At 72.5% G+C, this 24,880-nt stretch carries 22 protein-coding genes; 6 read left to right on the top strand and 16 right to left on the bottom strand.

Going from position 1 to position 24,880, the window contains the following annotated elements:
• The first annotated feature begins 4 nt into the window (after positions 1-4).
• From J8403_RS12410 to argF, 3 genes are all read left to right on the top strand, one after another.
• A complete protein-coding gene (locus J8403_RS12410; RefSeq protein WP_211123250.1) occupies positions 5-793 on the top strand; it encodes a hypothetical protein in 789 nt (262 codons plus the stop codon).
• Between the two features lie 244 nt (positions 794-1,037).
• Positions 1,038-2,267 carry an arginine deiminase gene (locus tag J8403_RS12405; RefSeq protein ID WP_211123249.1) on the top strand — a complete coding sequence of 410 codons (1,230 nt, stop codon included), beginning with the start codon at positions 1,038-1,040 and terminating at the stop codon, positions 2,265-2,267.
• Between the two features lie 260 nt (positions 2,268-2,527).
• The gene (gene argF / locus J8403_RS12400) at positions 2,528-3,532 is read left to right on the top strand and encodes an ornithine carbamoyltransferase (protein ID WP_211123248.1); all 1,005 of its coding nucleotides are present in this window, start codon (positions 2,528-2,530) and stop codon (positions 3,530-3,532) included.
• On the opposite strand, the gene J8403_RS12395 is transcribed toward argF, so the two are convergent.
• Positions 3,519-3,995, bottom strand: coding sequence for an ATP-binding protein (locus J8403_RS12395; RefSeq protein WP_211123247.1), 477 nt, complete (start codon positions 3,993-3,995; stop codon positions 3,519-3,521). The genes argF and J8403_RS12395 overlap by 14 nt on opposite strands.
• A gap of 304 nt (positions 3,996-4,299) precedes the next feature.
• On the opposite strand from J8403_RS12395, the gene J8403_RS12390 reads away from it, so the two are divergent.
• Positions 4,300-5,739: a hypothetical protein gene (locus tag J8403_RS12390; RefSeq protein ID WP_211123246.1), complete on the top strand. Its 1,440-nt coding sequence runs from the start codon at positions 4,300-4,302 to the stop codon at positions 5,737-5,739.
• On the opposite strand, the gene J8403_RS12385 is transcribed toward J8403_RS12390, so the two are convergent.
• From J8403_RS12385 to J8403_RS12325, 13 genes are all read right to left on the bottom strand, one after another.
• Complete coding sequence (locus tag J8403_RS12385) at positions 5,729-6,754, bottom strand: sugar kinase (protein ID WP_211123245.1); 1,026 nt, start codon at positions 6,752-6,754, stop codon at positions 5,729-5,731. The genes J8403_RS12390 and J8403_RS12385 overlap by 11 nt on opposite strands.
• Positions 6,751-7,653 carry an SMP-30/gluconolactonase/LRE family protein gene (locus J8403_RS12380; protein WP_211128215.1) on the bottom strand — a complete coding sequence of 301 codons (903 nt, stop codon included), beginning with the start codon at positions 7,651-7,653 and terminating at the stop codon, positions 6,751-6,753. The genes J8403_RS12385 and J8403_RS12380 overlap by 4 nt, the downstream gene beginning before the upstream one ends.
• 26 nt (positions 7,654-7,679) lie before the next feature.
• Positions 7,680-8,312 carry a bifunctional 4-hydroxy-2-oxoglutarate aldolase/2-dehydro-3-deoxy-phosphogluconate aldolase gene (locus J8403_RS12375; RefSeq protein WP_211123244.1) on the bottom strand — a complete coding sequence of 211 codons (633 nt, stop codon included), beginning with the start codon at positions 8,310-8,312 and terminating at the stop codon, positions 7,680-7,682.
• Between the two features lie 66 nt (positions 8,313-8,378).
• Positions 8,379-9,197: a hypothetical protein gene (locus tag J8403_RS12370; protein WP_211123243.1), complete on the bottom strand. Its 819-nt coding sequence runs from the start codon at positions 9,195-9,197 to the stop codon at positions 8,379-8,381.
• Positions 9,194-10,339 carry a galactonate dehydratase gene (gene dgoD, locus J8403_RS12365; RefSeq protein ID WP_211123242.1) on the bottom strand — a complete coding sequence of 382 codons (1,146 nt, stop codon included), beginning with the start codon at positions 10,337-10,339 and terminating at the stop codon, positions 9,194-9,196. The genes J8403_RS12370 and dgoD overlap by 4 nt, the downstream gene beginning before the upstream one ends.
• Entirely contained in the window at positions 10,336-11,076 is a 741-nt protein-coding gene (locus tag J8403_RS12360; protein WP_211123241.1) for a FadR/GntR family transcriptional regulator, read from the bottom strand. The genes dgoD and J8403_RS12360 overlap by 4 nt, the downstream gene beginning before the upstream one ends.
• A 37-nt stretch (positions 11,077-11,113) precedes the next feature.
• On the bottom strand, positions 11,114-11,884 hold the full coding sequence (locus tag J8403_RS12355) for an SDR family NAD(P)-dependent oxidoreductase (protein WP_211123240.1): 771 nt from the start codon (positions 11,882-11,884) through the stop codon (positions 11,114-11,116).
• Between the two features lie 60 nt (positions 11,885-11,944).
• On the bottom strand, positions 11,945-14,035 hold the full coding sequence (locus tag J8403_RS12350) for an alpha-galactosidase (protein WP_211123239.1): 2,091 nt from the start codon (positions 14,033-14,035) through the stop codon (positions 11,945-11,947).
• Positions 14,032-14,880: a carbohydrate ABC transporter permease gene (locus J8403_RS12345; RefSeq protein WP_211123238.1), complete on the bottom strand. Its 849-nt coding sequence runs from the start codon at positions 14,878-14,880 to the stop codon at positions 14,032-14,034. The genes J8403_RS12350 and J8403_RS12345 overlap by 4 nt, the downstream gene beginning before the upstream one ends.
• Positions 14,880-15,815, bottom strand: a complete 936-nt coding sequence (locus J8403_RS12340; RefSeq protein WP_211123237.1) for a carbohydrate ABC transporter permease — start codon at positions 15,813-15,815, stop codon at positions 14,880-14,882. The genes J8403_RS12345 and J8403_RS12340 overlap by 1 nt, the downstream gene beginning before the upstream one ends.
• A 1-nt stretch (position 15,816) precedes the next feature.
• Positions 15,817-17,106, bottom strand: coding sequence for an ABC transporter substrate-binding protein (locus J8403_RS12335; RefSeq protein WP_211123236.1), 1,290 nt, complete (start codon positions 17,104-17,106; stop codon positions 15,817-15,819).
• A 117-nt stretch (positions 17,107-17,223) separates the two neighbouring features.
• Positions 17,224-19,353, bottom strand: a complete 2,130-nt coding sequence (locus J8403_RS12330; protein WP_211123235.1) for a DUF8189 domain-containing protein — start codon at positions 19,351-19,353, stop codon at positions 17,224-17,226.
• A 269-nt stretch (positions 19,354-19,622) separates the two neighbouring features.
• Positions 19,623-20,579: an alpha/beta hydrolase family protein gene (locus tag J8403_RS12325; protein WP_246585818.1), complete on the bottom strand. Its 957-nt coding sequence runs from the start codon at positions 20,577-20,579 to the stop codon at positions 19,623-19,625.
• 172 nt (positions 20,580-20,751) lie between these two features.
• Between J8403_RS12325 and J8403_RS12320 the strand changes: the two genes are divergently transcribed.
• The gene (locus J8403_RS12320) at positions 20,752-21,342 is read left to right on the top strand and encodes a TetR/AcrR family transcriptional regulator (protein WP_425519780.1); all 591 of its coding nucleotides are present in this window, start codon (positions 20,752-20,754) and stop codon (positions 21,340-21,342) included.
• 89 nt (positions 21,343-21,431) lie between these two features.
• On the opposite strand, the gene J8403_RS12315 is transcribed toward J8403_RS12320, so the two are convergent.
• Positions 21,432-22,313 carry an SDR family oxidoreductase gene (locus J8403_RS12315; RefSeq protein ID WP_211123233.1) on the bottom strand — a complete coding sequence of 294 codons (882 nt, stop codon included), beginning with the start codon at positions 22,311-22,313 and terminating at the stop codon, positions 21,432-21,434.
• Between the two features lie 86 nt (positions 22,314-22,399).
• Here J8403_RS12315 and J8403_RS12310 point away from each other — a divergent pair, with 86 nt between their 5' ends.
• The gene (locus J8403_RS12310; protein ID WP_211123232.1) at positions 22,400-22,978 is read left to right on the top strand and encodes a TetR/AcrR family transcriptional regulator; all 579 of its coding nucleotides are present in this window, start codon (positions 22,400-22,402) and stop codon (positions 22,976-22,978) included.
• 339 nt (positions 22,979-23,317) lie between these two features.
• On the opposite strand, the gene J8403_RS12305 is transcribed toward J8403_RS12310, so the two are convergent.
• A complete protein-coding gene (locus J8403_RS12305) occupies positions 23,318-24,847 on the bottom strand; it encodes a helix-turn-helix domain-containing protein (RefSeq protein WP_211123231.1) in 1,530 nt (509 codons plus the stop codon).
• Positions 24,848-24,880: the final 33 nt, after the last annotated feature.

Genomic DNA, 24,880 nt, shown 5'->3' with positions numbered 1-24,880 from the left:
ATCGATGGTGAAAGAGACAGAGGACCCGACAGGCACGGAGATCACGGACGACACCACGGCGGAGCGGGCGAGGACGGCGGGCGCGGGGGTTCGCCGAGTCTCGGTCACCGGGGCGCGGATGCTGCGCGAGGCCCTGCGCCATGGCGGGGACGATCTGCCCGCGGCGCTGCGGGGGGCCGATGACGGCCTGCTGCTGAGCGCGCTGGACGAGGGGCTGCCCGCCGAGCGGGCCAGCCGTGTCGTGGTCGAGCTGGTGCGCCGCGCGCCCGAGCGCGGACCGGAGCTGGCCGACGCGGTCTGCGAGAAGGTGCTGCTCGCCCAGCTCTATCTCGACCCGCCGCCCCGCGCCCAGGGCGGTGCGGACGGACCGGCCGCGGACCCCGGCCGCCGGCTGCGGGTGCGCAACGCGCTGATGCTGTACGAGGGGCTGGTCCGCCCGTACGCGCAGCGCGGCGCGGTGCCGGAGCTGATGGCATGCGTCCTGCCCGGCCTGTGGACGGCCGCCGACGGCGCGGGCCGTGAGGTGGTGCGCCGGATCGCCGGCACCCGGCAGATGACGGGGTTCGGCGAGAAGGGCTGGAAGGCGCTGTTCGGCGGGGTGGCCGAGGAGTGCCGGGAGCACGAGGAGGCTGCGGCCCGCGCCACCCGGCGCGAGGCACGGCGACGGTGGCGGCGCGGCGGCGACGACGACGGCGGCGGGCTCGAGCTGAAGCCCGGCCAGCTGTGGGTCTCCGCCCTGCTGGGGTTCATCGCGGTCGCCCTGGTGCTGATCGTGGTGATCGCGGCCGGATAGCCCCCCCGCGGCCGGATAGCCCCCCCGCGGTCGGATCGCCGCCCCCACGGCCGGATAGCCGTCCCCCGCGGCATAGCCGCCCCCTCCCGCGGCCGGATAGCCGCCCGCCGCCGATGGCGAAAACCGCCCCGCGCGGCGGAACCAGGGCGGAACCGCGGCGGAACCAGGGCTGCCATCGCGATCAGCGCGAGTGATCCGTGTCGCCGGGCGTTCACAACGGCCCGCGAGCGGCGAAGATGGGGACATGGGATTCCATGTCGACTCCGAGGCCGGGCGGCTGCGCCGCGTCATACTGCACCGCCCCGACCTGGAGCTCAAGCGGCTCACACCCACCAATAAGGACGCCCTCCTCTTCGACGACGTCCTGTGGGTGCGCCGCGCCCGCCAGGAGCACGACGGTTTCGCCGACGTCCTGCGCGACCGCGGGGTCGAGGTCCATCTCTTCGGGGATCTGCTCACCGAGAGCCTGGGCCTGCCGGACGCGCGGGCGCTGGTGCTGGACCGGGTCTTCGACGAGAAGGAGTACGGGCCCCTGGCCACGGACCATCTGCGCGCCGCGTTCGACGAGCTGAGCGCTCCCGAGCTGACCGAGGCGCTGATCGGCGGGATGACCAAGCGGGAGTATCTGGGGCGGTACCCGGAGCCGGTCTCCGTCCGCTTCCACGCCATGGAGCCCGATGACTTCCTGGTCAACCCGCTGCCGAACCACCTCTTCACCCGGGACGCCTCCGCGTGGGTGTACGACGGGGTGTCGATCAACGCGATGCGCTGGCCCGCCCGCTGGCACGAGACGGTCCACTACGAGGCCGTCTACCGCCATCACCCCCTCTTCGCGAAGGAGGACTTCCACGTCTGGTCGGAGGGGCAGGCCGCCTATCCCTCGACCATCGAGGGCGGTGATGTGCTGGTGCTCGGCAAGGGCGCGGTGCTGATCGGGATGAGCGAGCGGACCACTCCGCAGGCGGTGGAGATGATCGCGCACCGGCTCTTCGAGGCCGGTTCGGCCCAAACGATCGTGGCGCTCGACATGCCCAAGGGGCGGGCGTTCATGCACCTGGACACCGTGATGACCATGGTGGACGGGGACACCTTCACGCAGTACGCGGGGCTGGGGATGCTCCGCTCGTACACCATCGAGCCGGGCGCGGGCAGTAAGGACCTCAAGGTCACCGACCATCCGCCGGAGCATATGCACCGCGCGATAGCCGCGGCCCTCGGCCTGGACTCCATCCGCGTGCTCACGGCGACCCAGGACGTCCACGCGGCGGAGCGCGAGCAGTGGGACGACGGCTGCAATGTGCTGGCGGTCGAGCCGGGCGTGGTGGTCGCCTACGAGCGGAACGCGACGACCAACACCCATCTGCGCAAGTGCGGGATCGAGGTCATCGACATCCCGGGCAGCGAGCTGGGCCGGGGCCGGGGCGGGCCGCGGTGCATGAGCTGCCCGGTCGAGCGGGACCCGGTCGAGCCGTAAGCGAGCCCGTGGAGCCGTGGAGCCGTGGGCGAGCCCGTGGACGCGTCACACGAGCCCGTGGACGCGTCACACGAGCCCGCAGAGCCGGCACACGAGCCCGCAGAGCCGGCACACGAGCCCGCGGACCCGTAATGCCAGGGTTCACCCCCTGGTCTCCGTATATATGCAGAGCATCGTATATGCTTCCATGGTTCCTGGCCGCGGCGCCCCCGCCGTAGCCCCTGATCCGCCGTGTTCGCCGTGACCTAGGAGCCACCCTTATGGCGATTGACCTCACCGGCCGCCACTTCCTCAAGGAGCTGGACTTCACCGCCGACGAGTTCCGCCGCCTGATCGAGCTCGCCGCCGAGCTGAAGGCGGCCAAGCGCGCGGGCACCGAGGAGCGGCGGCTGCGGGGCAAGAACATCGCCCTGGTCTTCGAGAAGACCTCCACCCGCACCCGCTGCGCCTTCGAGGTCGCGGCCGCCGACCAGGGCGCCTCCACGACCTATCTCGATCCGGTCGGCTCGCAGATCGGCCACAAGGAGTCGGTCAAGGACACGGCGCGGGTGCTCGGCCGGATGTACGACGCGATCGAGTACCGGGGCCACGGCCAGGGCGTCGTCGAGGAGCTCGCCGCACACGCCGGGGTGCCCGTCTACAACGGCCTCACCGACGAGTGGCACCCCACCCAGATGCTCGCCGACGTGCTGACCATGAGCGAGCACAGCGACAAGCCGCTGGGCCAGGTCGCCTACGCCTACCTCGGCGACGCCCGGTACAACATGGGCAACTCCTACCTCGTCACCGGCGCCCTGCTGGGCATGGACGTCCGTATCGTCGCGCCCAGCCTGCTGTGGCCCGACAACACCATCGTGGAGCTGGCGCGCCAGCTCGCCGCGGCCACCGGCGCCCGGATCTCGCTCACCGAGAACGTCGAGGAGGGGGTGCGCGGCGCGGACTTCGTGGCCACCGATGTGTGGGTGTCCATGGGCGAGCCCAAGGAGGTGTGGGACGAGCGGATAGCGCTGCTGGGGCCGTACGCGGTGACGATGGACGTGCTGCGCGCGACGGGCAACGACGACGTGAAGTTCCTGCACTGCCTGCCGGCCTTCCACGACCTGGGCACCGACGTCGGCCGGGAGATCCACGAGCGGCACGGGCTGACCGAGCTGGAGGTCACCGACGAGGTCTTCGAATCCGAGCACTCGGTCGTCTTCGACGAGGCGGAGAACCGGATGCACACGATCAAGGCGGTGCTGGTCGCGACCCTCAGCGCTCCGTAGGGCGTTCCGTGGGGGGCTCCGCGGCCGCGGAGTCATCCGTGGGCGGAAGGATGAACCAGACGGCCTTGCCGTAGGGGGTCGGCCGGTAGCCCGCGTCCGCGCTGAGGGTCCGGATCAGCAGCAGACCGCGTCCGCCCTCGGCGAGGCCGTCGGGTCTCTTGGGCCCTTCGGGGCGGCCCAGCCCGTCCAGCCCGCCGGGCGGATTCGGGTCCTGGTCGTGCACCTCGACCTGCCAGCCCCCGGTCGGCACCAGCTCCACCACCAGCTCTATCGGCTCGTCGCCGTCCGTGTGCCGCACCGCGTTGGCCACCAGCTCCGCCGTCAGCAGCTCCGCCGTGTCGCCGTCCACGGGTGCCCCGATGTCGGCCAGGGTGTTCCGGATCAGCGCGCGCGCCAGCGGTACGGCGGCCGTCGTGTGCGGCAGGGCGAAGCGCCAGGTGGCGGCGTGGGAGGGATCGGGCACGGAAGGGGTCCAGTCGGTCGGCGTGAAACGGAATACCGCAGCCCTTGACGGTATGAAGCGGACGATAGTGCCGGAAGGGGCCGTGGACCACTCTTGGCGGGACCTAGGGCCTGGTGGGGGCGTTTGCTCCATATCGGTCGTTTCCGCAGAAAACATCTGATCTCACTGCCCCGCTTTCTTCCCGGGAGCGGCGGCGTCCCCGCCCCATGAACCGCCCGCGCCGATCTCCTCGGGAGGGGTCCCAGGGGGCGCGGTGAACCATGGAGCGCCCTGCGCACCCACGCCGTGACGGGAAGAGATCAGGATGGATGAATCGCCCCTCGCCGTGCCGGAGCCCGCGCCTCCCGCACCCCGGCCGCACGACCCGTTGGCCGTCGCCCTCGGCAACGCCTCCCTGCTCGGCGCCGGCTATCTGCTGCTGCGGCGGCGCGGGCTCGCCGTCCTCGCCGTAGCCGTCACCGTCGTGCTCGTCTCCCGGCTGGTCTCGACCGCCGATCCGGCGTACGAGGTCGCCGTGCTCTTGTGGTGGGCGGCCGCCATCGCCCACGGCTGGTTCCTGGCGCGCGGAGAGGCGGGCCGGGACGGCGGCCGGGGCGCGGTGCGCCGTCAGCGACTGGTCGCGCTCGGCGTCACACTGCCGGTGCTGCTGGCGGTGGGGCTCCTGCGGTTCGACGCCTCCAGGGTCGGTGACAGCGTCGCCGGGGCCCGTGAACGCGGCGACTGCGCAAAGGTGATGAGCGCCCAGGACGGGGTGTGGTTCGGGCACCGCATGGCCGACGCGCCGCTGGCGGCCCGGGGCGATGAGTTCGTCGAGGACTGCCGTCGGCTGGAGACGGCCGGTGGTCAGCTCACCACCGGGCTGACCGGTGACACCGCCTCCCTCAAGGGGGGCTTCGACACCCTCGCCTCGATCCTCGCCCAGCCCGGCAACGAGAAGACGGTCGAGACGACCCTGACCCGCTTCCTCCGCGGCCTGCCCGCCAAGGACCCCTGCGCCACCGTCGCCGTCACGGACTGGCTCCGCGAGCGGAAGCGGAGCCATGACGTACTGGACCGGTCCGCCGCCACGGCCCGGCGAACCGCGCCCGCCGCGCTCGTCGCCTGCGGTGACGACTTCATGGAACGCAGCGACTGGACGTCGGCCCAGGCCCACTACCGGCGGCTGCTCGACCGGTACCCCGACGACGGCCTCGCGGCCAAGGCCCGGGCGGGCGCCAAGAAGGCCACCCTCAGCATCGAACTGGCCAACGTCCGCGACCTGCTCGCGCCGGGCACCGGCGCCCAGCCCGCGTACTGCTCCAAGCCCGCGAAGTACAGCGGGGCCAAGCCCCTGCGCAAGGGCATCAACCGCGCCCTCTTCTACGGCGGGGAGACATACGGCGACGACCACTCGGACAAACTCCCCGGCTCCTGGAAGGCCGCGGGCGCCACCGACGCCGTCCTGGTGGTCTGCATGGGCGAGGACACCTTCGGCAACTCCGTCCAGACCTGCCCGTACCGGCCCAGGGGCTCCGGCTCCACCACCTATGTGACGTTCCGTAAGGTCGCGGTCCCGGTGAAGGTCTACGAGCTGCGCACCGGCAAGCTCGTGTCCCACCGCACCCTGCAGATCGGCGGCGGCAGCTGCCCGGCGGTCATCACCTACTTCTCCGGCAGCTCCGGCCCGGGCCCGGCGATGAACAGGTACGTCAGCGCCTCCACCTCCGATGTGCGGAGCGCCTTCCGGCCTCTGGTCAACCGGTGAGCGGCGGCGAGGACGGCGTATGCCCCGCGCGCTCGAAGGTGTTCAGCTCCGCCCAGGCCCGTTCGGTGAGCCCGAGCAGCCGCTCGACCGTCCCGGATTCCGGCAGCGGGCCGTGGTCCCCGATCACCCTGAGCGCGGACGCGGCCGTGATGTGGCCGAGTCGCAGCGCCGAGATCAGGTCGCCGTCGCGCAGCAGCCCCGCCAGGAAACCGGCGGCGAAGGCGTCCCCCGCGCCGACCGGCTCCACCACCTCCGTGCGCAGCGCCTCCACCGTGACCTGTGTCCCGTCGCCGAAGGCGGTCGCCGCCCGTCCGCCGTCCTTGACGACGAGCAGGCGCGGATGCGGCAGCAGCGTGCGGACGCCGCCCGCCTCGAGGTCCGCGCCCCACAGGCGCTGCGCCTCGTCCAGGCCGACGAAGACGATGTCGGCGCGGTCGGCCAGGTCGCGGAGGACCGTGGCCGCCGTGCCCTCCGGCCACAGCGCCGGGCGGTGGTTGACGTCGAAGCTGATGGCGTACGGGCGGTCGGCCGCGGGGGTGGCGAGCGCCCGTTCCACCAGGGCGGCGCAGGACGGGGAGAGCGCGGGGGTCACGCCCGTGAGGTGGAGGAGCGCCGCCGACCCGAGCCGCGGATCGTCCAGGACGCCGGGCCCCAGCGCCGAGGCCGCCGAACCGCGCCGGTAGTAGTGGACGCGGGTGCCGGAGGGCCCCGGCTCCTTCACGAGCAGGCCCGTCGGCCGGTCCGGGTCGGACCGTACGCCCGAGACGTCGACGCCCGCCGCGGCGACGGCGGCCCGCACCCGCCGGCCGAACGGGTCGTCGCCGAGGGCCGAGAGCCATACGGCGGCAAGGCCCAGGTCCGCGAGGTACATCGCCACGTTGGACTCCGCGCCCGCCACGGACAGCCGCAGGCTCTCGCCGGTTTCCACGGAGTCGGGCGGTTCGGGGGCCAGCGCGGTCATCGTCTCGCCGACGCAGACCACCGGTCCGGCCGCCGGGGGCCATGGGGCGTTCATGCGCCCGCCTCCGCCGGTGCCGGCCCGGGCCGCCCGGCACCGGGGTGCGGGCGGTAGACGGCCGCCGGTGGGCCCGGTACCTCGACCCGGACCGCGAACAGGGCACCGTCGTCGGGGCCCGGCCGGGTGAGGCCGACCCGGGCCGTGGTGATGTGCAGGACATCGCCCTGGAGGCAGACCCCGGCGGGCTGGGCGGCGGGCAGCCGCAGGGTGCGGTCGAGTGCGCCGTCCTGCCGGTACCGGCGCACCGTCCCGGTGCCCCAGACGGCCATCCACACGCCGCCCTCGTCGTCGACGGCCATGCCGTCGGGGCTGCCGCCGTCCATGGTGACGAAGGTCGTCGGGGTGCCGAGGCCGCCTGTCGCCGGGTCGACGGGGTAGCGCCGGACGACGCCCCGGGCGCTCTCGGCCAGGTACATCGCGCGTCCGTCGGCCGTGAACGCGGGCCCGTTCGGCACCGTGATGCCGTCGAGGACCCGGGTCACCGTGCCGTCGTGGTCCACCCGGTAGAGGGAGCCCGCGTCCTCGTCGGCGTCGTAGCCCATGCTGCCCGCCCAGAATCGGCCGGACGGGTCGGCGGTGCCGTCGTTCATGCGCCGGGCGGGGTGGGCAGCCGCCTCGGGCCGCGCCAGCCAGGTGGTGGCGCCGTCGGGGCCGAGCAGGCAGATCCCGGTGCCCGCGGCGGCGATCCAGGTGCCGGGCCGGTCCGCGACGGGGGCCACCGCGCCCAGGGGGACGGGCAGTTCGGCCAGCGTCCGCAGGGGTGCGGTGGGGTCCTGGGGCGCCGTCAGCAGGCGGCCTTCGAGGATGTCGACGAGGACGAGGGCGTCGCCGGTCCAGCGGATGCCCTCGCCGAGTTCGAGGCGGTCGGGGCGGGTCGGGCGCGGGTCCTCGGTCACGGGGCGGGGCGGGCGCGGGTCCTCGGTCACGCTGTGGCCTCCCGGACGGCGGTGCGGAAGGCGCGGGCGCGTTCGCGCAGGGCGGCCGTGCTGCCGCCGTCGGCGGCGTCACCGACGAGCGGCGAGCCGATACCGACCGCGGTCGCCCCGGCGGCCAGATAGGCGCGGGCCGCGGCTTCGTCCACGCCGCCGACCGGTACGAACGGCTCGTGCGGGAACGGCCCCCGCAGGGCCTTGAGATAGCCGGGACCGCCCGCCTGCGCGGCCGGGAAGATCTTCAGCGCCTCGGCGCCGAGCGCACGGGCGGCGATGACCTCGGTCGGCGTCATGACCCCGGCCAGGACCGGCAGGCCCAGTTCGCGGGCGGTGGACATCCCCGCGCCCAGACCGGGGGTGACGGCGAAGTCGGCGCCCGCCCGGTGGACGGCGTGGGCGTCCTCGGCGGTGAGCACGGTGCCCGCGCCGAGCGGACGGTCGGGGCCCAGCGCCTCGCGGGCCCGCTCGATGACGGACAGGGCGTCCGTGCCGGACAGCGACACCTCGATCAGCTCGATGCCCTCGTCGGCCAGGGCCAGTACGGTGCGCAGCGCGGCCTCGGGGTCGTCGCCGCGTACGACGGCGACCAGCCGATGGGCGGCCAGGGCGGCTCGCAGGTCCACAGGGGGAACTCCTCGAACTCCTCGTAGAAACAGGCGGAACAGGCGGAACAGGCGGAACAGGCGGATTCAGGGGCAGCGGCAGGCCGCACCGAGCGTCAGCCGCCAGCGCACCTCGCCCGACGCGGGGACGCGCGCGGCATCGCCGGGACCCGCGTCGGCGAGGTCGAAGACACCGCCGAGCATCGGCTCGACTCCTGTGCTGCGATAGGGCTGTTCGGCGGGGAAGCCGCCGAGGTTGCGCCATACGGCGATGGACAGCGGCTGCCCGTCGGCCTCCAGCGCCAAGGCCAGGCGGTCCGTGCCGTCGTGGACGCAGGCGCGCGCGTCGTCCACGACCGCGCCGACCGCGGTGCCGTCCTCCGGTCCGAACCGGTCCAGGGGCAGGCCGAGGGGCGCGGGCCAGTCACCCTCCACCCACGGCGCCCCGGCCGGCCAGGGCCGGTCCAGCAGCGGTGCGGCCTCCGGGAAGAGCCGGGCGCGTGCCCCGTCGCGCAGGCGCAGGGACGCGCCGGGGGACAGATCGAGCAGCGCGTGGGCGGCCCAGACGAAGGCGAAGCCCGGGTCGGCCTCGAGGACGTAGCCGGCCTCCGCGCCGTCGGCCGTCCCGCGGATGGTGCGCGCCAGCGCGAACCGCTCGCACCGGACGGTGTCCGTGTCCCCTTCGCGCTTCCAGGGACGTGACCAGGCGTCGCCGTGGTCGGGGGTGCCGCGGACGGTGGGGACGCACTCCTCCAGGCCGCCCGCGTCCACGAAGGCGTCCCCGGGGGAGACCCGGTCCCGGCCGGCCGCCGTGCCGTGCCACAGCCATTCGCGGTCCCCGGCGCGCAGCGAGGTCCAGCGGCCGCCGTGCGCGGGGTCGGTGACGATCTCCAGCACCGTCGTCACCACTCCGCGAAGGAGCCGTCGGGGTGCCGCCAGACCGGGTTGCGCCAGGTGTGACCGGTGCGGTCGGCCGCGCGTACGGCCGCCTCGTCGATGGTGATGCCAAGGCCCGGGGCGTCGCCGCGGGGCGCATGGCCGTCCACGAAGCGGAACGGCTCGGTGTCGACGAGGTAGGACAGCAGATCGGCGTCCTTGTTGTAGTGGATGCCGCGGCTCTGCTCCTGGATCAGGAAGTTCGGTGTCGCGAACGCGACCTGGAGGCTGGCCGCCAGCGCGATGGGGCCGAGCGGGCAGTGCGGGGCGAGCTGGGCGCCGTAGGTATCGGCGAGCGAGGCGATGCGGTGCACCTCGGAGATGCCGCCCGCGTGGGACAGATCGGGCTGCGCGACGGCGATACCGGCGGCGAGGACGGGCAGGAACTCCGTGCGTCCGTAGAGCCGTTCGCCGGTGGCCAGGGGCACCGGGGTCGCGGCGACCAGGCCGGGCAGCAGATGGCCGTGCTCGGGGACGACGGGTTCCTCCACGAACAGCGGGTGGAGGGGGCCCAGTTCGGCCAGGACGCGGCGGGAGCTCGCGGCCGTGAAGCGTCCGTGGAAGTCGACGGCCACGTCCCGGTCCGGTCCGAGGACCTCGCGGGCCGCGGCCACCCGGTCGACGACCGCGGCGGTCTCGGCGGCGGTGGCCACCGGGGAGGTCGCCCCGGCGCCGTTCATCTTCACCGCCGTGAAGCCCGCCTCGACCTGCGCGGTGATCTGCTCGGTCAGCTCGGCGGGCTCGTCGCCGCCGACCCAGGCGTACACCCGGACCCGGTCGCGCACGGGACCGCCCAGCAGGGCGTGCACCGGGGCGCCGTAGGTCTTGCCGGCGATGTCCCACAGGGCCTGGTCGAGGCCGGCGACGGCGCTGGAGAGCACGGGTCCGCCGCGGTAGAAGCCGCCCTTGGTGAGCACCTGCCAGTGGTCCTGTATGCGCAGTGGATCCTTGCCGATCAGGTATTCGGCGAGGACGTCGACGGCGGCGCGGACCACTTCGGCGCGCCCCTCGACGACGGGCTCGCCCCAGCCGACCACGCCGTCGTCGGTCTCGACGCGGCAGAACAGCCAGCGCGGCGGCACGGCGAAGGTCTCGATACGGGTGATCTTCACTGGCCAGAGGGCCTTTCCATGTCGTTGTCGGAGCCGCCGACCCGGTCCAGGTCGCGGCCTGCCTGGTCGAGCAGGTCCCGCATGGCGGCCTCGGCGGCGTGCGGGTCCCGGGCGCGCACGGCGTCCAGGACGGCGCGGTGGGCGGGTACGGGGTCCTGGCTGTGGGGGGAGCTGTGCACGATGCGGTCGCGGTGGGCGAGGCCCGACTCGATCACCATCTCCATGCGTTCGAGGAGTTCGTTGTGGGTGGCGACGAGCAGGGCCCGGTGGAAGGCGAGGTCGGCCTCCACCGCGTGGGCGGCGTCGGAGCCGCCCGCCCCCATCGCGTCCACGGCGGCGTCCAGGGCGGCGAGGTCGGCGTCGGTGCGCCGCTCGGCGGCCAGGCGCACGGCCGCCGGTTCGATGATGGAGCGCACCTCGGCCAGGTTGCGCAGCAGCGCGCGGTCGGCGTCGGTGGTGCGGTCGCTGTGGAACTGCCAGCGCAGCACGTCGGCGTCGAGCAGATTCCAGTCCGAGCGGTTCCGTACGAAGGTGCCGCGCTTCTGGCGGGCGTCGACCATCCCCTTGGCGGCCAGTACCTTCAGCGACTCGCGCAGGGCGGTGAGGCTGACGTCCAGTTCGCTCTGCAGGGCGACCAGGTCCAGGGTGGCCCCTTCGGGGATCTCGCCGCCCAGGATGCGGCGGGCGAGAGCCTCCACGGTCTGGCCGTGCACGCCGCGACGGGCGTAGGGCGTCATGTCGTAGTGCCTTTCTGCTGCGAGCTGTTCGCGGTGGTCATGCGGAGGACTTGACGACGCTCCAGCCGCCGTCCACGACAAGACTCGCACCGGTGATGTAGGTGGCCTCGGGGGAGCCCAGGAAGGCGATGGCCGCGGCCACCTCCTCCGGGGTGCCGAAACGGCCCGCCGCGGTTTCGGCGACGCTGCGCGCGCGGTCCTCGGGGGACACCCGGTCCCAGGCCGCCGTCAGGATCGGGCCGGGCAGCACGGCGTTGACCCGCACCTCGGGCCCGTACTCGACGGCGAGCTGCCCGCACAGGGACAGCAGCGCCCCCTTGGAGGCCGCGTAGGCGGGGTGGCCGGGGATGCCCTTGTGGGCGTGGACGGACGAGGTCAGGACGACGGCTCCGCGGCGGGCGCGCAGATCGTCCAGCACGGCCTTGAACCCCAGGAAGGCGCCGGTGAGGTTGACGGACAGCTGCCGCTGCCAGGAGCCCAGGGACATGTCATGGGCGGGGGTGACGTCGACCGTGTAGGCATTGCTGACCAGCACGTCGACCGGGCCGAAGCCGCGGGCGGCGGCCGCGATCCGCTCCCAGTCCTCCTCCGCGGAGACATCGGCGGCCACGAAGCGGGCGCGGCCGCCGCCCGCACCGATCCGCTCGGCGACCGCCGCGCCGCGCTCCTCGGCGATGTCGGCGAGCACGACGGCGGCGCCCTCCTGGGCGAGGCGTTCGGCGGTGGCCGCACCGATGCCGGAGGCGGCTCCGGTGACCACGGCCGTGCGGGCGGTGAAGCGGTCACCGTACCGGCGGGACTGTTCCATCGGGGGTTCGGGCTCCTTCGCTGTTCTGCGGGCGGGGGCGGACATGGGCCGGTCGGCGGTCTACTGCCGTGTCAGCACCACCAGTTCCGCGTCGTGGTCGGCGCTCCAGGTGAACGGCAGCCCGTAGTGGAGCAGATGGGCGCCGCTGTACGTGGTCTCCGACGCGGCGTCCCGGTAGCGGGCGGCCGGGTCGAGGCCGCGCAGCCGGAGCCGGGCCGGACGTCCCGGGACGAGCGGGGAGCCGTCCAGGCGGCCGGTGCCGAGCGCGGCCACCACGGTACGCGCGTCCGGGCCGTCGTACTGGACGCCGCAGGTGGCCTCCAGCGGGCTGCCCAGGAGCCGGGCCTCGCCGAGGTGGACGACATCGCGCACTTCCTTGTAGCGGGCGATCCACTCGGCGGCCTCGGCGCGCTGCCCCGCGTCCCACCGGCGCAGATCGGCGCCGATGCCGAGCACTCCGCACATGGCATTGACGAAGCGGAAGGCGAGGCTGCGCGGACGGGGGTCGAAGACGCCGGGGGCGTCGGTGACCCAGGAGCTCATCACATGCGGGGCATGGGCGTGCAGGAAGCCGTGCTGGATGGCCAGCCGGTCCAGCGGCGCGGTGTTGTCGCTGGGCCAGACCACGTCGGCGCGGGCGAGGGTCGCGTGGTCGATGCGCCCGCCGCCGCCCGCGCACCCCTCGACGGTGACCCGGGGGTGGGCGGTGCGCAGATGGTCCAGGACGCGCAGATAGCCGGCGACGTGCTGGGCGTCCAGGTCGAGACGGTCGGCGGGACCTGCGCCGGGGCGGCCGCGCTCGGTCGGCGGCCGGTTCATGTCCCATTTGAGATAGCTGATGTCATGGCCGGTCAGCAGCCGGTCGAGGGTCGCGATGACGAAGTCCTGGACATCGGTCCGGCCCAGGTCGAGCAGGAGCTGGTTGCGCACCAGGCGGGCGGGGCGGCCGTCGATCCGGTACACCCAGTCCGGGTGGTCGGCGTACAGCCTGCTGCCGGGGCTGACGGCCTCCGGCTCGATCCACAGACCGAAGTCCAGGCCCAGCGCGCGTACGTCGGCCACGAACGTGTCGAAGCCGGACGGGAACGCCGCCGGGTCCGGGTACCAGTCGCCCAGCCCCCCGGTGTCGTCGGCGCGGCCGGTGAACCATCCGTCGTCCACGACGAACAGCTCGGCCCCGATGTCCGCGGCCGTCTTCGCCAGTTCGAGCTGCGCCGCCGCGTCGACGTCGAAGGTGGTGGCCTCCCAGGAGTTGTAGAGGACCTTGCGGGGGCGGTGCAGCCGCTCACCGGTCAGATGGCGTTCGTAGCGGTGCCAGACGCGGGACAGCCCGTCGAGCCCTTCGGCGCTGAAGGCGCAGGCGAGGCGCGGTGTGGTGAGGGTGTCGCCGGGCGCAAGCCGCACCACGCCCTCGTGCGGTACGCGGCCGGAGCGCACCCGCACGGCGCCGCCCGGTTCGGCCTCCGCGGTGATGTGCCAGTTGCCGGGCCACTCCAGGGCCACGCCATAGGCGGGCGGGTCCCCGGGGTCCGCGGCATCCTGGACCGCGAGCCACGGCGCGTAGGCGTGCCCGGGCACGCCCTGGCTGCTGCCCATGGTGAACGCGCCCCTGGTCAGAGTGAGTTGGGTGCGCTGGAATTCCTGCGACCACTGGCCGGTGAGGTAGGTCAGCCGGGCGCCGCCGGTGACGGGGACGTTCACGGCGGCCGAGTCGAACCGCTCCAGCCGCAGCTCCTCGTCGCCGGTGCAGGTGTGCTCGGTCCAGCGGTGGATCACATCGGTGCCGGGCACCGTGGCGTAGCACAGGACCGTACGCAGACCGAGCAGACCGTCGGTGAAGGTGAGCCGCAGGGTCCCCGGCCCCTCCTCGGCGCCCTCGAACTCCCACCATGCTCCCCGCTCCGCGCCCGGGCGCCCCGCCACCAGGTCGGCCCCGGTGAACGGCCGCAGCCCGGACGGCAGATACTCGGCGGGCGCCGCGTCGGCGGGCGTGATGAAGTGGGTGCGCCTGGACCAGTCCAGCGCGGACGGTCCGGTCTCGACACCGGGCGGCCCCCAGGCGTCGAGCTCGGCCCACGGGCCGTCGGGGGAGAGGCGGACGGTGTAGCAGCTGTGCTCGGTGCGCAGGGTCCAGCGCCGGTACGAGGTCATTTCACCGCTCCGAGGTTGAGTCCGGCCACGAAGTGGCGCTGGAAGCGGAGGAAGACGGCCACGGTGGGGGCCGCGGCGATGACGGATCCGGCCGCGATTACGTTCCACATCGAGACGAACTGGCCCTGCAGCCCGATCAGGGCGCCGGTGATGGGCATCTTGGCGTCGCTGCGCAGCACGGTGATCGCCCACAGCAGATCGTTGAAGATCCAGGTGAAGGACAGCGCGCTGAGCGCGGCCAGCGCCGGGCGGGTGAGCGGCAGGATGATCCGCCAGAAGACCTGCCAGGGACCGGCGCCGTCGATGACGGCGGCCTGCTGGATCTCGACCGGGATCGCCCGCATGAACCCGTGCAGGACGAAGACGTAGAAGCCGACGCCGAAGCCGATCTGCACCCCGATGAGCGCGGGGAGCGTGTCGTAGACGCCCATCAGCTCGCTCAGCTTGGAGACGGGGATGAGCAGGATCTGCGGGGGGAGCAGGTTGCCGCCGAGCATGAGCAGCAGCAGGGAGCGGCGGAAGGGCACCTCGTAGCGGCTGAGGGCGAACGCGGCCATGGCGGCCAGGGTCAGCGTCACCAGCACGCACGGAATGGTGACGACCAGGCTGTTGATCAGGGCGCGCTGCTGGCCGCCGTCGACCCAGGCCTGACGGAAGTTGTCGAGGGTGAAGGAGCGGGGCCAACTCCCCAGGCCATGGACGGCGATGTCGTCGAAGGAGCGCAGGCTGGTCACCAGGACCAGCGCGATGGGCAGCAGCCACAGGACGGCCAGCGCACCGGCGCCCAGGTGGAATCCGGCGGTCGCGGCGCGCTTGCGGCGCACGGCGGTGGAGTTGGCGGACATCAGTCGGCCTCCCGGAAGGCGCGCACGAGGTAGGAGGCGATGACGCCGAAGGCCAGGACGAAGATCACGACCGCCAGCGCGGAGCCGTATCCCAGCCGCAGGGACTGGAAAGCGGTGGAGTACATGTAGGTGCTCAGCAGCTCGGACGAGTGGTAGGGACCGCCCCGGGTCAGCGACCACACGACGTCGAAGGAGCGCAGCGAGTCGATGATGATCACGGACAGGACGACCGCGTTGACACCGCGCAGCTGCGGCAGCGTCACATGGCGGAAGCGCTGCCAGGGTCCGGCGCCGTCGACCTTGGCCGCCTCGTACAGGGCTGGGTCGACGCCCTTGAGCCCGGCGAGGTACAGCACCATCACATAGCCGACCTGGCGCCACAGCGCGGGCACGATCACCGCGTACAGGGCGGTGTCCTGGTCGGCGAGCCAGGCGTGGCGCAGGCTGTCGAGGCCGACCGATTCCAGGAGCTGGTTCAGGACGCCGTCGGGCTGGTAGATGGCCTGCCAGACCAGCGCGGTGGCGACCAGGGAGAAGACGACCGGCAGGAAGAGGGCGGCGCGGTAGAAGCCGACGCCGCGGCGCTCCTGCTGGAGGAGGAGGGCCGCGCCGAGGCCGAGCAGCGCGGACAGGCCGCCGAACAGCACCAGCCACAGCACGGTGTCGACGGCGGCGGTACGGAAGACCTCGTCATGGGCCATCTCGCGGAAGTTGCCGAGGCCCACGAACTCGGGCGCCGACACGCCGTCCCAGTTGGTCAGGGCGAGGTAGAAGCCCTGGAGCGCGGGCCAGAAGACCCAGACGGCCTCGGCGAGCAGCGGGACCAGGAGGAAGGCGAGTACCAGCGGGGGTGTGCGCCCAGGGCCCCGGGCCCGCCTGCCGTGGGGCGGCGGCGGGGCCGGGGAGGTGCGTTCGGGAGCGGTGAGGACGGCCACGTCAGGCCCGCCAGATCTTCTCGGCGTCGCGCTGCCAGTTGGTGAGGATCGATCCGACGCTCTTCGGCTTGGCGATGAACTTGGTCAGCGCGGTGTCCGTCGCGGGCTGGAGCGCGTCACTGGAGTCGCGGTTGAAGAACTGGGTGATCTCCGCGGCCTCCTCGATGTGCTTGCGCCCCTTCTTCACCAGTGCCGTCCCGGAGTCCTTGGCATCAGGGTGGCAGGGCAGGGCGGTGCCCGAGGAACCCTTGATGTAGATCTCCTGCGCCTCGGCCGTGGCGAGGTAGCGCAGCAGGTCGAAGACCTCGTCCCGGCGTCCGGTGCGGGCGCTGGCGAAGTACCCGTCGGTGGGCGCCTCCTCGGCGAGCGGGACCTTGGGGTCGATGACCGGGAAGCGGAAGAAGTCGACGTCGTCGAGGGCGTTCTTCGGCACCGCGTCGGCGAAGAAGGTACCGATGAGCATCATGCCGCTGCGGCCGTTGAGCAGGGCGGTCGAGGCGTCCTGGAAGGCCACGGCGGTCCCGTTGGGGTCGAAGTACGGCAGCACCTCCCGCCAGCGGTCGAAGACCTTGTGCACCTCGGGGTCGTCGAAGCGGTGCTTCCCGGCCAGCAGCTCGCGGTGGTAGGGGGCGCCGTTGATCCGTATGTTCAGGTAGTCGAACCAGGCGGACGCCACCCAGGCGGTGTTGCCGCCCGCGCCCAGCCCGATCGGGGCGACGCCCTTGGACTTGAGCTTGTCGCACAGGTCGAGGAAGTCGTCCCAGCTCTTGGGCTCGCTCACGCCCCATTTGGCGAAGTTGGACTTCCGGTAGAACATGCCCCACCAGTAGTAGGTGGTGGGGACGAAGACCTTCTTGCCGGAGGCCGCGGTGCACAGCTTGTTCAGCGCCGTGGAGTAACTCTTGAGATCGGGGGAGTCCCACACCTCGCCGAGGTCGAGCAGCAGGTTCTTCTTCGCGTAGGCCTCCGCCACCGAGCCGGGGTACCAGGTGAGCACGTCCGGCGGATTGGCCGAGGTCAGATACGTCGGCAGCTGGGTGCGGAAGGTCTCGGCGGCGACCGTGTTGAGGCTCGCGCGCCCGGAGCCCTGCTTGGCGTAGGCGGCGGCGAGGTCCTCCATGGCCGCCTTCGCCTGCGGGGCGGAGAGGTTGGACTGGAGGGTCACCGCGCCGCCCCCGGAGGAGCCCTTGCCGGAGGAACTGGCGGTGACACAGCCGCTGAGCAGCGCGGTCGTCCCGGCGGCGCCGAGGCCGGCCAGAAGCAGTCGTCGGCTGGGGTGTTGGTTCGTCATGGAGCGCTCCTTGTGGATCCACCCGCCGGGCCCGGCTGCTTGCTGCCCGCCGGGCCCCCGCTCGTGGCGGATCCAGGTTCGCGTGGCGCTCGCGCCACGTCAAGATTAATACCTAATTTATTTGAATTGGGTCCGGTGTACGGAACCGTCGACCCCGCGGTACACGGCGTCGATCGCGCCGTCCCGGCCCGCGACCGCCCCGAGCGCACCGTCGAACGCGGCGCTGGGGAACTCCTCCCGCTTGCTCCAGCTCTGCCAGGCGCCGTTCTCGTACCGCCGCTGCCAGAGCGTGTAGTCGCCGCCCCGCGCGAACAGCACCACCGCGTCGCCGACGGCGACCAGCGTCGGACTGCCGCTGACGGTCCCGCCGAGCGAACTCCACGCCGACCACTGCCCGGAGGCATCCCGCGACCGCGTCCACACCTCGTCGTCGGCGGTGCGTACGGCCAGCTGAACGCGGCCCTGCGCGTCCACGACCGCCGACGGCCTGCCGTACGTCGGCCGGTCGCCCGGCGCGCCGAGCGACGACCAGCCGGCCGACGGCCCCCGCTGCGCGATCCGCCCATCGGCGCCGCGCGCGAACAGCGTCCAGTGGTCGGGGTCGGTGAACGCCACCGACGGGGCGTCGGTCAGCGTTCCGCCGAGGTCCTGCCAGCCGCCCCAGCGCCCGTGCGAGAACACCCGCCGGTACGCCCGGGAGTCGACACCCCGCACGAAGACGTCGATCCGCCCGTCCGCCGAGGCGTACGCGGCGGGCTGGCCGAGGATCTTCCCGCGCGCCGGGCCGCCGAGGTCCCGCGTCCCGCCGTCCGCCTGCTGGCCGAGCGAGCCGCCCGGCCCCCGGAAGAACGTGGTCAGCGCCTCGCCGTCCCGTACGACGGCCGGGCTCGCCGTGGCCTTCGCGCCCAGGTCGGCACCGGGGAGGGCGTCCTCGCCGGTGAGCCCGAGGAACGCGGTGCCATGCGCCGGCACCTCGACGGTGTACGACCCGGTGTGCGTCCCGCGGTCGGCACGCGCCCGCAGATCACGGACCGCGACCGCGCCGCCCAGTGCCACATCGGAGAAGTGCACGGTGCGCTCGACGGGCCGGTCCGAGCGGTTGAGCAGGACGACCGCACGCCGGCCGTGGCCCGAGAGGACCTTGCTGTAGACATCGCCGACGGAGTCGGTGGCCACCCTCACGCCCTGGACGGCCAGCGGGTCCTGGTCGACCGCGATGATCTCCGGGTTGCGCAGCGTCCGGAGCATCGAGTCGGACAGGGTGCGGGGGTCGGAGCCCAGCACGAGCGGCGAGCCCATCTCCGCCCACATCACCAACTGCGTGGTGGACTCCTCCTCCGACAGCTCGTACGACCCGTCGGTCATCCGGCGCATCGGGATCAGATAGTCCGGGTCGTTGTAGTGGCCGGGCCCCTGGGCCTCGGGGTGCCAGGCGTTGGCGTCCATGTTGCGCAGCACATTGGGCCACTGGCCGGGGCTCGGGGTGCCCCAGGCGATATCGGTGCCGGTGCGCCAGGAGTCCGCGGCCGTCGGGGCGTAGGCGTAGGTGTTGTGCGCGTCCTGCTCGGGGGTGTGCGGCAGGCCCCAGTCATCGGTGAGCGGGTTGCACAGATTCAGCAGCATCCGGCGTCCGGACTTCGCGACCGCGTCGCCGAACTCCTTGAACGCCGGGCCCGGGTCGAGCTTCTCGCCGATGCCGCACAGGAAGTCGACCTTGATCGCGTCGATCTTCCACTGGGCGAACTGCCGCGCGTCCTCGGTGTAGTGGCCACGGCTGCCGAGGCCGCAGCTCTTGCCGCCGTCGTAGGTGCCCGCGTCGGTGTAGATCCCGGCCCGCAGACCGCGTTGATGCAGGTAGGAGACGAGAGCCGGGATGCCGGAGGGGAACCGGTCCGGGTGGGCCGCCAACCGTCCCCGCGCGTCCCGGGGCTCGTCGGCCTGCCAGCCGCCGTCCAGCCACACGATGTCGTACCCGCTGTCGCGCAGCCCGCTGCTGACGAGCCGGTCCGCGACCGCGCGCACCTCCTTCTCGGTGGGCGCCCCCAGTCCGTAGTAGGTGTTCCACCCCATATAGGGCGTCGGGGCGAGCCCGCTGTCGTAGTAGTCGGGCGCCCCCTGGTCCACCGCGGGGGCGGCCATGGCCATGGGGCCCGCGGTCGTGGCCAGGACCAGGGCGATCGCGGTCGCGACGGCGCCGCGGGTCAGCGTTCGGTGGCGGGGTCTGTGCGCGGGCGGGTGTGAAGTCACGTGCCTCTCCGGAGGGTTGGGAAGCAGGAGGAGACATGACGCGGCCGCCCTCGGACGGGCGTCGGCGGCGTCACGGCGATGACTGTGTCCTGCGGCCGAAACCCTGTCAAGAATTATTCCTAATTTATTTAGACAGCCTTCCGGCGCGCCTCGGCCTTCCGGGAGCCGCCGCCGCGCCCGCACGCCTCGCCAGGCCAGGCAGATCGCGAAGGCCGCCGCACAGGTCATCCCGTGCGGCGGCCTTCGTCGAGGGTGGGTCTCCTCGCGGTCTACTTGTCGTCCTGCTTGTCGTCGATGCGCCCGATCGGGTCGGCGGCCTCCGCGAGTTCGGTCCGCACCTGCTTCCAGTCCCTGTCGTCGATCCCGAGGGCGCTGCGGAGGTAGGCCCACGAAGCCTTCTGGATCAGCGCGACGCGCTCGGGGCTCTCGTCCGTGGTGTCCTTGGCGCCGTAGGCGTGGATCCCGCCGAGCGAATGCTCGGCCCCGAAGAGGGTGAGCAGGCTCTGGGCACCGGGGCTGTACCTGTACACGTCGGTGAACCAGTCGGGGCCGCGCGTCGAGAGCAGGGACTGGTCGTGGTCGCCCGCGATCACGAGTGCCGGCGTGGTCAGGCGGTCGAAGTCGGGGCTCATGAAGGAGAAGTTCTCCACCGCGAACGGCGTCAAGGCGTCGCCGCCGATACCGGTCGTGGCGAGGAGCACGCCGGCTTTCACTCGGGTATCGGTCTTGTCGGGGCCGGGCTGCCCGTCCGCGCCGATCACGCGGGCGCCGAGCAGCATGCTGACGGTCTGCCCGCCCCAGGAGTGTCCGGCGACGGCGATGCGCTCGCTGTCGACGCGGTCACCGAGGCCGGGGACCGCGGCGACGACGTGGTCGAGTTCGTCGAGTACGCGCTCGACGTCCTGGACCCGGATGCGCCAGATGTCGGCGTACCGCGGGTCGGCGGGAGTGATGCCGAGGGTCAGCGAATCGAGGAAGGTGGGCTGCAGGACGACGAAGCCGTTGGCGGCCCAGAAGTCGACCAGCGGGTCGTACGAGGACATCGACAGGCCGAAGCCATGAGCGAGTACGACGATCGGGAGGCCGCTGCCGGAGGCGGGCGCCGACACGCGCACCCGCAGGTCCTCGCCACGCTCCGGTGCGGGCAGGACGACCGGCTTGACGCTGATGATCGCGGTGGTCGAGGCGGGAACGGCGCGCGGGGCGGCCGTGTCGGGTGCGGGCATGCGGAGCTGCCTTTCGGTTGCGATGGGAGCCGTGTCCATGGGGGAATACATGCGTCGCCGGTGTAGGTCCGACGACATGAGCCACCGGACACGCGGTTAAGCGGAGCGACGTTCCGAATATACGGAGCGGCGTTCCGCTTGGCAAGCGCGGTCGTAGGACAGGAGCGCCCCCGTGAGTGAAGGCGACAAGCCGATGCCGGCCACCCCGGGCACGGCCAAGCGCGCGGACGCCCGGCGGAACGAGAAGGCCCTGCTCGACGCCGCGGCGTCGGTGTTCGTCACGGATGGAGTGGACGCGCCGGTGCGCCGGATCGCCGCCGCGGCGGGCGTCGGCATGGGCACGATCTACCGGCACTTCCCCACCCGCGCGGACCTCGTCGTGGCCGTGTATCGGCACCAGGTCGACACCTGTGCCGAAGCGGGGCCCACCCTGCTCGCGACGGCGACGTCACCGTTCGCCGCCCTGCGTCAATGGGTGGAGCTCTTCGTGGACTTCCTGGCGACCAAGCACGGGCTCGCCGCCGCCATGCGCAACGATCCCGACGGCTTCACCGCCCTGCACGCGCTGTTCATCGAGCGCCTCGTGCCGGCGCTCGCCGAGATCCTCGATGCCGCCCGGGGCGCGGGCGAGGTCACGGCCGACGTCGCCCCCTACCAGCTGATCCGCGCGATCGGCGACATCTGCGCCGGCGGGGAGAGGACCGATCCGCAGTACGACGTGCGCCTCACCATTCGGCTGCTGCTCGACGGATGCCGGCGGTAGGGGCCGGGTCACCTGGCTCCGAAGGCGAGGGTCTTCCGCTGCCGGCGTGAGCGCCGGCAGCGGGCGTGGCCGGTCCTCCCGGCCGCCGGTCAGGGCTGGATGTTCTCCAGGTCCTCCAGGAGGGACGGGTGCTTCGGCTCCCAGCCGAGCGCCTCTCGGGTGTGGGTGCTGGACGAGGGCTGGTCGGTCACGAAGACCGGGCCGAGGGGGCCGTAGGTCTCCGATGACACCGACTCGACCGGCACGTCCAGCCGTCGGCCGATGACCGCGGCGATGTCCCGCACCTTGTCCCCCTCGTCGGCCACGGCGTGCCAGACGCTGCCGGCCTCCGCCCGCTCCAGGGCGAGCCGGAAGAGGACCGCCGTGTCGAGCGCGTGCACGGCGGGCCAGCGCTGTGCGCCGTCTCCTGCGTAGCCGGATATGCCGGTCCGGCGTGCGATGTCGGTCAGCAGACCGGCGAACCCGCCGCTGCCCTGGTTGTGCACCGTGCGCGGCAGGCGTACGGCCGTGCTCCGGACCCCGCGCGAGGCCAGGCCCAGGGCCGCCGTGACCGCGCGACCGCGCCCACCGACCGGCCCATCGGTCATGGCGGGGTCGGCCTCGGTGGAGGCGCGACCCGGCACATGGGGCGTACCCGAGACGATGACGAAGGGGCGGTCGCTGCCGACGAGTTCCTCCCCGAGGGCCGCGATGGCGGCGCTTTCCTCGGCGACCGCCTTCCCGAGGGCGTCGGGGCTGCTGAAGTCGTTGGCGAAGGCGAGGTGGATCACCCCGTCGGTCTGCGCGGCGCCGGTGCGAAGGACGTCCAGGTCGGCGAGGGCTCCTCGGAGCGGCTCGGCGCCCGCCGTCTTGGCGGCCAGTGCGGACGCGTCGGAGCGGGCGAGTGCGAGGACGGTGTGGCCATTGCCGAGCAGTTCGGCGACGACGGCGGACCCGATCAGGCCGGTGCCACCGGTGACGAAGACGCGCATGGGTATTCTCCCGCAAGTGATGGGACTCTTGTCCCATCACTATAGCCGAGTGATGGGACAAGAGTCCCGTCACCTATGATGGGCCCATGGGCAGATGGGAACCAGGGGCGCGCGAACGCCTCGTCGTGGCTGCCGTCGACCTGTTCACCGAGCAGGGGTACGACGCCACGACGGTCGCGCAGATCGCCGAGCGCGCCGGGGTCACCAAAAGCACGTTCTTCCGGCACTTCCCCGACAAGCGCGAGCTGCTGGTGGCCGGACAGGAGACGCTGAGCCGGCTGCTGGCCGAGGGGATCGCCGAGGCGCCCGAGGGCGCCAGCCCGCTCGAGGCGGTCGCTTCCGGTCTCGAGCGCGCCTCGACCGCGATGGGCCCCGTCAATCGGGACTTCGCCCCCCGTCTGAAGGCGGCTGTCGCCTCCAGCGCCGAGCTTCAGGAGCGTGACGCCCTCAAGAGCGTCAGCCTGGCGGCCGCGATGACGACCGCTCTGGTCGCCCGCGGCGTACCCGATCCGACCGCGGCCCTCGCGGGCGAGCTGGGTCTCCTCGCCTTCAAGCGGGGATACGCCGAATGGTCGGAGGGTGACCGTGACGGCAAGGACGAGCTCGCCGGGTACGCCTTGGCGGCCCTGGACGAACTGCGTGCGGCGAGCGCGTCGCTGGGCTGACCGGACGGACAGCCTCACGGTGTTGCCCGTGGACCGGATGGTGTGCGGGCTGCCCGCCGGCCATCCGCCGGCCCGGCAACCGGCCGTACGCCTTGAGGATCTTGGCGGGGCGCCGCTCGTTCACCTCGTACCGGACAACGGCCTCAGCGCCACGGCGTGGGTGTGCCGCGCGGTGTGCGGACTCAGCTCGCGGAGGGTGGCGCGTCGGCCGGGGCCCTCCTGGCCATCGCGGCGCGACCGACCCCGGCAGGCGAGATCTCTCCGGCGAGAAGGTCCCACGGCGGCCGCCGCAACCCTCCCTCACTTGCGAGGCAGGGGTGCGGCGACAGACGTGTGGCCTCAGATGTCGCGGAAGGTCTCGATCTGGGCGCCGATCGAGTTCAGCCGCTCGGCCAGGTCCTCGTAACCCCGGTTGATGACGTACACGTTGCGCAGGACCGAGGTGCCCGGCGCGGCCATCATCGCCAGCAGCACGACCACGGCGGGGCGCAGGGCGGGCGGGCACATCATCTCGGCGGAGCGCCAGCGGGTCGGGCCCTCGACCAGGACGCGGTGCGGGTCGAGCAGTTTGACGTGGGCGCCGAGCCGGTTGAGCTCGGTGAGATAGATCGCGCGGTTGTCGTAGACCCAGTCGTGGATCAGCGTCGAACCCTGGGCGACGGCCGCGATCGCCGCGAAGAAGGGCACGTTGTCGATGTTGATGCCGGGGAACGGCATCGGGTGGATCTTGTCGATGGGGGCCTGCAGCTTCGACGGCCGCACGGTCAGGTCGACCAGCCGGGTGCGGCCGTTGTCCGCCGCGTACTCCCGGCCGCGCTCGTGGTCCAGCCCCATCTCCTCCAGGACGGCCAGCTCGATCTCCAGGAACTCCACCGGCACCCGGCGGATCGTCAGCTCCGACTCGGTGATCACGGCGGCGGCCAGCAGGCTCATCGCCTCGACCGGGTCCTCGGAGGGCGAGTAGTCCACATCGCGGTCGATATGGGCGACGCCGTGGACGGTCAGCGTCGTGGTGCCCACGCCCTCGACCTTGACGCCCAACTCCTCCAGGAAGAAGCAGAGATCCTGGACCATGTAGTTGGACGAGGCGTTGCGGATCACCGTGACACCGTCGTGCCGGGCGGCCGCCAGCAGGGCGTTCTCGGTGACGGTGTCGCCCCGTTCGGTCAGCACGATGGCGCGGGTGGGGGCGACCGAGCGGTCGACCGCGGAGTGGTACATCCCGTCGGTGGCGGTCACTTCGAGGCCGAAGTGGCGCAAGGCGGTCATATGCGGCTGAACGGTACGGGTGCCGAGGTCACAACCGCCCGCGTAGGGAATCCGGAAGTGGTTCATCCGGTGCAGCAGCGGACCGAGGAACATGATGACGCTGCGCGTCCGGCGGGCGGCCTCGGTGTCCATGGTCTCGAGGTTCAACTCGGCGGGCGGCACGATCTCCAGATCGGCGCCGTCGTTGATCCAGCGGGTGCGTACGCCGATGCTGCCCAGGACCTCGAGGATGCGGTAGACCTCCTCGATCCTGGCGACTCTCCGCAGTGTCGTACGGCCCGCGTTGAGAAGCGTGGCGCACAGCAGCGCCACACACGCGTTCTTGCTCGTCTTGACGTCGATGGCACCGGACAGCCGTCGGCCGCCGACCACCCGAAGGTGCATCGGGCCCGCGTAGCCGAGGGAGACGATCTCACTGTCCAGGGCCTCACCGATCCTGGCGATCATCTCAAGGCTGATGTTCTGGTTTCCCCGCTCAATGCGGTTGACCGCACTCTGGCTTGTCCCGAGCGCCTCCGCGAGCTGGGACTGGGTCCAGCCTCGGTGTTGGCGGGCGTCACGGATGAGCTTGCCGATACGTGAGAGGTAGTCGTCAGTCATGCAGAAGAGGCTATCTCACATATGAGATGCGCA

This window comes from Streptomyces yatensis (genome assembly GCF_018069625.1).
GTDB lineage: Bacteria > Actinomycetota > Actinomycetes > Streptomycetales > Streptomycetaceae > Streptomyces > Streptomyces yatensis.
The sequence above is the reverse complement of the archived record's forward strand: the minus strand, read 5'-3'. Positions and strand labels throughout refer to the sequence as shown.